Origin of the sequence: Azospirillum brasilense (assembly GCF_022023855.1) — a bacterium.
Taxonomy (GTDB): Bacteria; Pseudomonadota; Alphaproteobacteria; order Azospirillales; family Azospirillaceae; genus Azospirillum; species Azospirillum brasilense_F.
In genome coordinates, this window is record NZ_CP059451.1 from 78,661 (window position 1) to 88,997 (window position 10,337).

Genomic DNA, 10,337 nt, shown 5'->3' on the forward strand with positions numbered 1-10,337 from the left:
CGCAGCCACCCCGAGCCCCCGGTTGTTTTGCCGGGGGATTGTGCTTGGCATCGCCGGATGTCGCAATGGGATTAAGACGAATGCGAACATTCCGTCGCCGCACCGATGCGGATCGGTTACGGAACGCCGTCGCTTGGCAGGGCCGGCGAGGTGGCGGGTGCCGCGCTGTCGAGCAGAATACCCGACCGCCGCTGGGCGAACATCGCGGTGAGCAGGGCGGCCGCCTGGGCGGCGGCGGTGGTGGGGGCGAGGCCGCCGACTCGGACGTTGGAGATGCAGTTCCGCTCGCTGTCCACCCGGCCCGGCCGCGGTTCCCAGGTCAGGTAGAGGCCCAGTGAATCGGCGGCGCTCAGCCCCGGCCGCTCGCCGATCAGGACGACGCTCGCCCGCGCCTGGAGCAGCGCGCCGACCGGGTCGCCCAGCGCCACCCGCGCCTGTTCGGCCACCACCACCGGCCCGACCCGCAGCCCGGCCGCCTGGAGTTTCGGGATCAGGGCCGCCAGCACCGCGACGGCGTTGGCCTGCACGGCGGTGCCGCTCAGCCCGTCGCCGACCACCAGCACCACGTCGGGGGCGCGCAGCGGCTCGGACAGGCGGCGCTGCGACTCCTCGGACAATTGCCGCCCGAGGTCCGGGCGCTTGAGGTAGGCGGCGCGGTCGGGTGCGGCGCTGGTCACCGGGATCGCCGGCCAGCCGCGCTCCGCCAGCGCCGTCAGCAGCGCCGCGGCGTCGAGCGGCGTGTGCACGGCGTCGCGCGCCTGGGCGTGGGCGGCCTGGAAGGCGAGGTGGGCGGCGGTGGGCAGGCCGCTCCCGGCGTGGCCCAGCGCGATCCGCGCGTCGGTGTGGCGGCGCAGATGCGCCCAGCGATCCGGTTGGGCCGGGGAGGGTAGGGGCGCCGGCTTGGACTCCGTCATGGCTGCTCCTCCGGCAGGGGCAAGGCGGGCAGAAGGGAGGACGCGGCGGGGTCGAAGCGCAGACGCCCGGCGGAATCGGCGATGCCGGCGGCCTGCTGCCACGCCTCGAACTCAGGTGCCGGGCGGCGGCCGAGCACCTGACGCACATAGAGCGCGTCGTGGAAGGAGGTGCTCTGGTAGTTCAGCATGATGTCGTCGGCCCCCGGCACCCCCATGATGAAGGTGCAGCCGGCCACGCCGAGCAGGGTCAGCAGGGCGTCCATGTCGTCCTGGTCGGCCTCCGCGTGGTTGGTGTAGCAGACGTCGCAGCCCATCGGCAGGCCAAGCAGCTTGGCGCAGAAATGGTCCTCCAGCCCGGCCCGCGTGATTTGCTTGCCGTCGTAGAGGTATTCCGGCCCGATGAAGCCGACCACCGTGTTGACCAGAAGCGGCCGGTAGCGGCGGGCGACGGCGTAGCAGCGCGCCTCCACCGTCTGCTGGTCCACCCCCTCGTGCGCGCCGGACGACAGCTCGCTGCCCTGGCCGGTCTCGAAATACATCAGGTTGTCGCCGACCGTGCCGCGGTCCAGCGCCCGTCCGGCCTCCCACGCCTCGTCCAGCAGGGCCAGCGAGACGCCGAAGGCGCGGTTGGCGGCCTCCGTCCCGGCGATGGACTGGAAGACCAGATCGATCGGCGCCCCGCGCTCCATGGCCCGTAGCGCCGTGGTCACATGGGCCAGCACGCAGGATTGGATCGGCGCGCCGGTGCGCAGGCGAAGCTCCTCCAGCATCTCCAGGAGGGTGGTCATCGCCTCCACGCTGTCGGTCGCCGGGTTGATGCCGATCACCGCGTCGCCGCTGCCGTACATCAGCCCGTCGAGGACGCTGGCCGCGATGCCGCGCGGGTCGTCCACCGGGTGGTTGGGCTGCAGACGCGTGGAGAGGCGTCCCGGCAGACCGATGGTGTTGCGGAAGCGCGTGACGACGCGGGTCTTGGCGGCAACCGCGATCAGGTCCTGCAGCCGCATGATCTTCGACACCGCCGCGACCATCTCCGGCGTCAGGCCGGGGGCGAGCGCCGTCAGGGCCGCCGCGTCGGCCCCTTCCGAGAGCAGCCAGTCGCGGAAGCCGCCAACGGTCAGATGGGCGACCGGGGCGAAGGCCGCGCCGTCATGGCCGTCGACGATCAGCCGGGTCACCTCGTCGGCCTCGTAGGGAACGATCGCCTCCGTCAGGAAATGGCGCAGCGGCAGGTCGGCCAGGGCCATCTGCGCGGCCACCCGCTCCGCCGCGCTGGCGGCGATCAGCCCGGCCAGCGCGTCGCCCGAGCGCGGCGGCGAGGCGCGGGCGAGCAGCGTCTTCAGATCGGGAAACCCGTACCGCGTCCCGGCCAGAGTGTGGGCGAATGCCATGGCGTCCCCTCTCCCCCTTCTCGGCTCGTCCGTTCGACCCGCCGCCTTAGAGTTTGGCGATGCCGACGCGCCCCGTCCAGCGCCCGCCCGAGCATCGACGCATCGATGATCCCGACCGCCGGAACTGGCCGCGCCGTTGGCGGTGAACATGGCGTTCGGGCGATGTCGTCGACGCCTCTGCCGGGTGGGGCAAGAAAGTGCTTTACAAAGCGAGGAATATAATCCACTCTGTAGGAGACAATGCGTTACCCGCGCCCGCCCGGCTCCGCCGTGGCGGGCGTCGTTGTTTTGATCGTGTGTCTCCTCGCCGACGTGGAACCCGTGTTCCTGCCGGCGGAAGAACCCAAGGACCTGGGCGTTCCCTTTGCCCCATCGGGCGAACCGGAACGGCACGATCCCAACGGAGGGGCCGTCCCACGACCGGTCCCATCCGTCGCCAAGCCGCCTTCGGGCGGCTTTTTTCATGGCCGAAAGGAGCCGTTCAACATGACCAGTTCGAACCGGGTGCGCCTCGCCGGTGTCCTCGAAGCGGTGCCCGGCACCACCCCCGTCACCCCGCGCCTGCGCCAGCAGCGGGTGACCTCGATCGGCCTGACCTACAAGACCGATTATGAGGAATCCGGGGAACTGCGCGACGACCGCATGAACGCCGATCCGCTGAGCGTCGGCCAGAGCAACGGCGGTCAGATCGGCATCGAATGGCATTATCCGGTGCCGGGCAGCCTCCTCGACTCCGAGATCGCCAGCGCCTTCTGCGCCGACTGGCTGAACACGCCGTTCCGTGACAACGACGGCCTGCCGGCGTCGGCGGTGAACTCGGTGAGCGCCGATGCGCAGGTCGTCGCCGTGACCGACGGCCCGGCCTTCGCGGCCGGTCATCTGGTGCGCTTCACCGGTTTCGAGGCCGCCAACAACGGGGTGCGCAAGGTGACCGCCGGCTCCGCCACCGCTCCGGCCTTCGCGGGTGGCGGCCTGCTGGACGAGGCCGCTCCGGGCGCCGCCGCGCGGCTGAAGGTGGTCGGGTTCGAAGGAGCCTCCGGAGATCTCGCCACGACGCTGACCGGGCTCGGGTCCACCGCTCTCGACTTCACCACGCTGGGCCTGTCGGTCGGGCAGTGGATCAAGATCGGCGGGACGACCGACGCCTACCGTTACGGCACGGCGGCGTGCAACGCCTGGGCCCGCATCGTCGGCATCGCGCCGCATGAGCTGGCCCTGGACAACCGGCCGGCCGGCTGGGCGGTCGATGCCGGCGCCGACAAGACGATCCGCGTCTGGCACGGGGACGTCATCAAGAACGGGTCGCTGGTGCGTTCGGTGACGCTGGAGCGCGGCTTCATGGAGCAGAACCCGCCGAGCTTCATCGCCCAGACCGGCATGCGGGTGAACAGCCTGGAATTCGGCGGCGAAGCGAAGAAGCCGGCGACCGGAACAGTGGCCTTCATGGGCATGAAGGGCGGCTCGTCCGGCGTCGCGCTCGACGTTGCGCCGGCCGATGCTCCGGACATGGTCGACTACCCGGCGATGGCCTTCTCCGCGAGCTGCGGCCGGATCGGCGTCGGCGGAGCGGCGCTGGGCAATCCCGACTGGGCCCGCGCCATCAAGTTCACGATCACCAACAACCTGAGCACCCGCGACGCGCTGTCCGACGGCGACGGAACCGCCCCGGCGGCGGTGGCGATCCGCGACGGCGCCTGCGACGTGAAGGTGGAGCTGGACACCTATTTCGGGTCCCGTGCCCTGCTGTCGCGGATCGAATCCGGCGAGAAGATCGGCGTCAACTGCCGCCTGCAGAAATGCGGCCGGGCGATGATCTGGGAGTCGCCGCGCCTCACCGCCCGTGAGGGCGATCCGGGCGTCGGCGGCAAGAGCCAGGACGTCACGCTGCCGGCGCAGCTGACCGCCTCGCGCGATCCGCTGACCAACGCGCAGCTGATCCTGAACCGGATCGAATTCTTCCAGTAACCGGCATCCGGCGACCAACGGGAACGAGGCTGCCCCACCGGGCGGCAGACGGTTCGCGCGAACCGGGGCGGGCGTTTGGTCGGCGCCCGCCCGCTTCCGCGCATCCCGACCAACGACCAAGCACGAGAGACGCTCATGACCTTCGAACATGTTTCGCACGGCCTGCCGGCCGCCGCCCCGCAGACCGACGACCTCGGCGACCTGCTGGTGGACGAGCGCGTTGCGCGCGACGGCGTGTGGATCACCCCGGACCCTGACCGCAGCCTGCGCATCAGGACGAAGGGCCTGCCGGACGCCTACTACGACGCCCAGGCCCGACAGCAGCGTCAGGCGGCCAAGGGCTTCAACGGCGACACCAACCGGTTGCCGGTGTCGCACAAGCGCCGGATCAACGCCCGCTGCCTGATCGACCACAGCCTGGTCGACGTGGAGGGTTGCGTCATCGGCGGCCGCGAACTGCCCTTCGCCGAATTCTGCGACCTGATCCTGGAGCCCCGCGGCGCCAGGCTGCTCGACCTCGCCTTCGGCGCGGCCACCACGGCGCAGGACGGCAAGGCCGAGGAGCTGGAGGCCGCCCGGGGAAACTGACCGCGGCGCTGCGGGACTGGCTCGACCGGCGGGCCGAGACCGACGACCTGCTGGACGAGCTGATGGATGAGGATCCGGACGCCGTGGCGATCGTCGCGGCGCGCCGGGCCGGGCTCGGGGAGGCGGTGGAGGTCGAGCCCTGGTGCCGATGGGTCTGGCGCGCGTGGCACGACCTTGCCGACGACCGGCATTGGCGGCCGGGCGGACTTGGACCCGCCACGCCCTGCCGGATCCCCTGGTCGGTGGTGACGGCCTACGCCGACCGCAACGCCGTCGACGCCGACATCCTGCGGACGCTGCTCCACCACATGGACGAGCTGTACCTCGCCTGGTGGGCCGAGACGTCCAGGCAGAGCGCCGCCCAGACTGGCGGCGAGGGCGGGGAGGGAGCGTGAGCAACGCCCCCTCCGTCCTGCCCGCCACGCCGCCCCACCGGCGGATTCGTCCGCCCTGATCATCACCTCTCGCCGCTGAGGCAGCCATGGCAGCAGAACAGCTGGTCGTCGGCTACGACGACTGGATATCCACCACCGTCCGCGCGACCAAATCCGGTGAGCAGCTTGCCCGCCAGTACGGGGATGTCGAACGGCTCACGACCAAGGTGACGGCGATCACCAGCCGCTTCGCGGATGAACTCACCAATCTGGAAGCCAGCGAACACACGCTGGCCGACAAGGAACGGCTTCGCGCGGCCATCCTGGCCCAGCAGGACATCGCCGTCCGGAAGGCAACCGCCGCGCACGAACGGTGGGTGGCCGGCATGCGGGCGGCGGAAGCCGCCGCCGACGCCCAGGTGGCCAGCACCGCCACCGCGACGGCCTCCGCCGGGTCCTGGGCCGGTGCGATGGCGAAGATTCATGAGAGCACCGCCCAGGCCGCCGCGAATCTCAACGGTCCGGCCTTCGAGGCGCTGTCCGGCCGGATCGGAGACCTGACCAAGGCGCAGGGCTCCACGGGGTCTCTCCAGACAGCCGCGGCGCGGCAATCGGCCCCGGTGCAAGTCAGTTCCGCCGGTGAAAATCGCGACGCCTCGGTTGCCGTCGCCGCCAATAATTCGTCGACCGATCCGAAGAAAGCCGAGGAAGCAGTTAATAAGGCTGGGATCGCTCTGGCCGAAAAGCTGGAGAAGGCGTTCGACAGCATGGGTGACGCCCTGGTGAAGGCGTTCGTCACCGGCAAGACGGCGGCGCTGGACTGGGGCAAGACCACGAAGGCGATCATCGGTGAACTCGCCATCGATCTAGTCAAGATGGCGGCCATTCAGCCACTGAAGAACGCGTTCTTCGGAACCAGTGGTCCGACGCTGTGGAGTGCCTTTGCGACATCGGGCAACACCCCAGCCCAGGGTGGCAGCAATCCAACCGGGCAGGTTTCCTCCATGGCGACCAATTGGGCCGGGGGGAAAGCGTTGTCATGGGTGGGAGACAAGTTGGGGCTGTCTGGCGCCTACAACAGCGTGATGAACACCACACTGTGGGGCGGCACGGTGGCATCGGCGGCCTTGCCCGGCAGCATCACCGGCAGTGGGTCTATCGCCTTGGGTTCGGTGAGCGGCGGCGGAGCGCATGCCGCCGGTGTGGCTGCTTTGCCAGGCGGGATGACCAATGCGGTGGCTGGTGCCGGGAATACAACCGTGGGCCTGGGAGGCGTGCCGTCCGGTGCAAGCACAGGCGGAGCGACCATTGGAGGCGTCCTCGGCTCAGCTGGGGTTGGCTTCGCCGCTGGTTCGTTGTTTGGCGGCTGGGCAGGCACTCAAAGCAACAGCAAGGTGGTGGGGGCCGGGGCTGGAGCTTTGTCTGGTGCGGCGGCCGGTGCGGCCTACGGCTCTGTCGTCCCTGGCATCGGAACGTTGGCCGGTGCCGTGGTCGGTGCCATCGCCGGTGCATTGGGCGGCGGCATCGGTGCGCAAAAAGCCTCCGTTGGCCCCAACGCCGCCGCGACCTTGCGGGTCGAGAACGGTAAGCTGGTCCGCATCGGCGCCGATGCGGACAACGGTGGGAGCACCGACCGTGTGGTGGCGGTGACCGATGCCGTGGCCACCGCGGTCAACACCATGACCCAGCTCGGTGTGCAGGTCCGCGAGGGGCAGCAATATTTCTTCGTGGACGGTGGCCCCAAGGTCGTGAACAACGGCAAAAGGGCCCAGACACCCGAAGCGTTCATCCGAGAGGTGATGGGCACGCTGACCGCCGATGGGCTGGTCGGCAAGGCCCTGGCGTCCGATGCCGCGCAGAACAGCGGCGATCTGAACAAGATCGTCCAGGGGCTGTCGCTGGCCAAGGCGATCGAGCAGACGAATTCGGCTCTGTCCAACCTGGACACGTCGCTGCACGCGGTCCAGAAATCGGCCTTCGCGGCGACCGCCGAGAGCCTTCAGCCGATGGTCGACCAGTTCAGGCTGGCGCAGGAGTTCGGCCTGGAAGCGGATTACGCGTCCATGGCGACCGGCCAGTTGACCGCGATTCTGGACAACATCCGAGACCCGGTGCAATGGCAGACGGTGCAGGTGGCGGTGGCGGAGCTGGACGGGCAGATGGCCGCCTTCCGCGAACAGGTGGGGAAGGTGAATCCCGCCTTGGTCGGCCTGATCAACGATGTCGAGGCCGCCGCGAAGGAGAAGATCTACGGCGATTACCGGAAGACGTTCGACGCCGGGCTGAACAGCGCCCGCGGAGCCGACTACCTGAACCAGCTGACCGACGTGCGGACCTGGTGGAACAACAATTGGGCCAACAGCCTGATGTCGGGCCGCAACCCGAACGACATGTACGAGGCCCAGGCTAAGGCGATCTTTGCCGGCCTCGACGTCAACCAGCTGGGAAAGGCGGTCGAGTATTTCGCTCAGCTCGACCCGGTGATGTCGGGGCTGGCTGCCGCGGCGCGCGACATCGCCCGCCAGGACTCCCTGGCCGGCCTGGATCAGCGCTACCGGGCCGCCCAGGTGGCGTTGGGCCAGCTGTCCCAGGCGGAGTTCGACCGTTACCAGACCGAGCTGGAGCAGGCGCGGGAGCTGTCGGCGGTCACCGATCCGGTCGTCCGCGCCCGCCTGCAGGAGGTGCAGACTCTCGAGAAGCAGGCCCAGGCTTATGAAAAGGCGCGGCAGTCCGGAGAATCGCTCACCGACTGGCTGACCAACAAGCTGGGCACCAGCTCCGCCGGGGTCTCGGCGTCCACCGCCTACACCAACGCGCTGGGCGCGTACCAGACGGATCTTGCGAAGGCGGCCGCCAACGACAACGACGCGCTGGGACGGATGGCCAGCACCGCCGACCGTCTGCTGACCGCCTACACCGATTATTTCGGCAGCCAGGGCGCCACGGCCTTCTGGCAGAAGATCATGGGGGAGGTCGCCAACCTTCCGGCCGTCAAATCCTACGACAGCTCCATCGTCGACGCGATCAACCGGCTTCCCCATGGCGCCGGCGGACCGGCCACCGGTCTCACCATGGTCAACGACGCCGGGCCGGAGTTGATCCGGCTGCCGACCGGCTCGATGGTGATGACCAGCCGGGCCAGCGTCGATTTCCTGCGGCGTGGCGGCGGCACCACAACCACGATGCCCGCTCCCGACACCGCGGTGGTGGAGACGCTGCGGCAATTGCTCCGCGCGGTCGTCTTCAACGGCGCCGACCTGACCACGGTCCTCGAAGGGCTGAAGGACAGCGGCTTGCGCCAGGAGAAGGCGCTGGCCGCGCTGCGCGGTCAGTTCAAGCGGGCCGGAGACGCCGGCACGCTGCCGGGGCGCGCGGCCTGATGCGCGTCTTCCTCGTCCGGATTGAGGAGCAGCCCTTGACCGTGACGGAACCGGCGCCGCTCGATCTGAGCGGCGTCGTCCGTCCGCCGCCCCGCGTCGAAGCGGGGCGGTCCCTGGCCAAGGTCCGCGCCTTCACCCGCCGGCCGGTCTGGCGCCCCCCGGTGCCGTCCGCCGTTCCGCCGCCGTTGCGGGCCTCCGCCCGCACCACCCTCGCCACCGTCCAGGGGTACGTCATGTTCGGCGCCTCTCCCTTCGGCGCGGCCCCCTTCGGCGCCCGCCGCGACCGCCTGTCCCTCGCTATCGGAGACGTCATGCTGCGTTACGGGACCACAAATTACATCGACCGCGACCACAGGGAGTTCGAGGACGGGTTGCGGACCCCCTCCTTCAGCCGCACGATCCTGACCGGCGGCACGGTCGGCGGCTGGGCCAACGCCAGCCTCGGCGACCTCGAACTGGACAATCTGGAGGGCGAGCGCAGCGACCTGCTGCGGCGCGTCGCCGTCGACGGGCGTCCGGTCGAGGTGCTGCAGCCGCGGCCCGACGGAACGACCGAGGTGGTCTTCGAATGCACGGCCCGGGACATCGTGCCCGGCGATGACGACACGGTGCGCATCCGGCTGCGGGATTGGGATTACCTGCTCGACAAGCCGGCCCAGACCGCCACCTACCCGGACGACGCCCCGCCGGAAATCGCCAACCGCCGCCGGCCCTTCGGCTATGGCCCGTGCAACAACGTGACGCCGACCCGGATCGCAACGACGTTTCCGGCCTATCAGTTCAACGACGGCCCGTCGCGCGCCCTGCGGGCGGTCTATGTCGCCGGCGTCCCGCAACTGCCCGCGGACCTTGCGGCCATCGATCTGGCGGCCTCGACCTTCACGCTGGCGGCGGAGCCGGCGGGCGACGTGACCTGCGATTTCGACGGTCTGGTTGTGGACGGAGTGTATCTCAACACCACCGCCCTGGTGATCGACGATCTGGCCTTCCGGCGCGGCGGGCTGCCGGCGACGCGGAAATCCGTCCGCCATTTCGAGCGTTTCGCGGCCGACATGCCCGGCGAGGTGCAGCTTTACGTCTCCCACGGCGAGGAACCGACCGTCCTGTCGCTGATTCAGCGCCTTCTGGCGCCTTGCGGCTGGGGGGCGTTCTCGTGGCGCGGCCAACTCCAGGTCGGTGTCTGGAAGGTGGCGACGGGATCCCCGCGCTGCCTGCTCTCCAAGGCCGAAGGGACGCTGATCAGCCTGCAGCCGGCCGAGCTTCCCACGGAGGTCTATCCGCCGCCGTGGCGGTTGCGCGGCGGGTACGACCGCAACTGGACGCCTCAGACGGCCAGCCAGCTCAAGGGCGACGACACCCCCGGCGCGGCCGACCCCGTCGGCGGACCGGAGCGGCGCCGCTGGTTGGCGCGTGGACAGGAGATCGCGGAAGCGAAGGACGAGGTCACCCGCGACCGCCTCCATCTGGGCGCGCAGGATCCGGCCATCGTGGAGACCTGCCTCGCCGACAAGATCGGCTGCGAAACCGTCCTTCAGGCGTCCCTGGCCCACTGGCTCGGCAACCGTGCCCATTACCGGGTCGTGCCCGACACGCCCCCCTTCTTCTTCGACATCGGGGACGAGGTGGCGATCCAGTGGGACGGCCATGGCCTGGAGGGCGGTCAGATCGGCGTGGTGGCGGAAGTCGCCGAGGGCGAATGGACCGAACTGGTTATTGAGGTGTGAC

7 protein-coding genes are annotated in these 10,337 nt (G+C 69.8%); 5 read left to right on the forward strand and 2 right to left on the reverse strand.

The window, feature by feature from the left end:
- Nucleotides 1-116 precede the first annotated feature (116 nt).
- Complete coding sequence (eutC, locus tag H1Q64_RS23055; protein ID WP_237906905.1) at nucleotides 117-914, reverse strand: ethanolamine ammonia-lyase subunit EutC; 798 nt, start codon at nucleotides 912-914, stop codon at nucleotides 117-119.
- Nucleotides 911-2,305 (reverse strand): ethanolamine ammonia-lyase subunit EutB, encoded by a 1,395-nt coding sequence (locus H1Q64_RS23060; protein ID WP_237906906.1) that lies wholly within the window; start codon nucleotides 2,303-2,305, stop codon nucleotides 911-913. The genes eutC and H1Q64_RS23060 overlap by 4 nt, the downstream gene beginning before the upstream one ends.
- A gap of 486 nt (nucleotides 2,306-2,791) precedes the next feature.
- Here H1Q64_RS23060 and H1Q64_RS23065 point away from each other — a divergent pair, with 486 nt between their 5' ends.
- The 5 genes from H1Q64_RS23065 to H1Q64_RS23085 all read left to right on the forward strand — a co-directional run bounded on the left by H1Q64_RS23065 (nucleotide 2,792) and on the right by H1Q64_RS23085 (nucleotide 10,336).
- Nucleotides 2,792-4,270, forward strand: coding sequence for a phage tail tube protein (locus tag H1Q64_RS23065; protein WP_237906907.1), 1,479 nt, complete (start codon nucleotides 2,792-2,794; stop codon nucleotides 4,268-4,270).
- Between the two features lie 135 nt (nucleotides 4,271-4,405).
- On the forward strand, nucleotides 4,406-4,858 hold the full coding sequence (locus H1Q64_RS23070) for a hypothetical protein (protein WP_014199165.1): 453 nt from the start codon (nucleotides 4,406-4,408) through the stop codon (nucleotides 4,856-4,858).
- A gap of 62 nt (nucleotides 4,859-4,920) precedes the next feature.
- Complete coding sequence (locus H1Q64_RS23075; RefSeq protein ID WP_237906908.1) at nucleotides 4,921-5,253, forward strand: hypothetical protein; 333 nt, start codon at nucleotides 4,921-4,923, stop codon at nucleotides 5,251-5,253.
- 86 nt (nucleotides 5,254-5,339) lie between these two features.
- The gene (locus tag H1Q64_RS23080) at nucleotides 5,340-8,612 is read left to right on the forward strand and encodes a phage tail tape measure C-terminal domain-containing protein (protein WP_237906909.1); all 3,273 of its coding nucleotides are present in this window, start codon (nucleotides 5,340-5,342) and stop codon (nucleotides 8,610-8,612) included.
- 41 nt (nucleotides 8,613-8,653) lie between these two features.
- Nucleotides 8,654-10,336: a hypothetical protein gene (locus H1Q64_RS23085; protein WP_237907169.1), complete on the forward strand. Its 1,683-nt coding sequence runs from the start codon at nucleotides 8,654-8,656 to the stop codon at nucleotides 10,334-10,336.
- The last annotated feature ends 1 nt before the right edge of the window (nucleotide 10,337 follow it).

Bases quoted from the DNA above. Each gene is read 5' to 3' on its own strand.
- H1Q64_RS23060 (WP_237906906.1), bottom strand. From the start codon at position 2,305: ATGGCATTCGCCCACACTCTGGCCGGGACGCGGTACGGGTTTCCCGAT.
- H1Q64_RS23075 (WP_237906908.1), top strand. From the start codon at position 4,921: ATGGATGAGGATCCGGACGCCGTGGCGATCGTCGCGGCGCGCCGGGCC.
- H1Q64_RS23070 (WP_014199165.1), top strand. From the start codon at position 4,406: ATGACCTTCGAACATGTTTCGCACGGCCTGCCGGCCGCCGCCCCGCAG.
- H1Q64_RS23065 (WP_237906907.1), top strand. From the start codon at position 2,792: ATGACCAGTTCGAACCGGGTGCGCCTCGCCGGTGTCCTCGAAGCGGTG.
- eutC (WP_237906905.1), bottom strand. From the start codon at position 914: ATGACGGAGTCCAAGCCGGCGCCCCTACCCTCCCCGGCCCAACCGGAT.
- H1Q64_RS23080 (WP_237906909.1), top strand. From the start codon at position 5,340: ATGGCAGCAGAACAGCTGGTCGTCGGCTACGACGACTGGATATCCACC.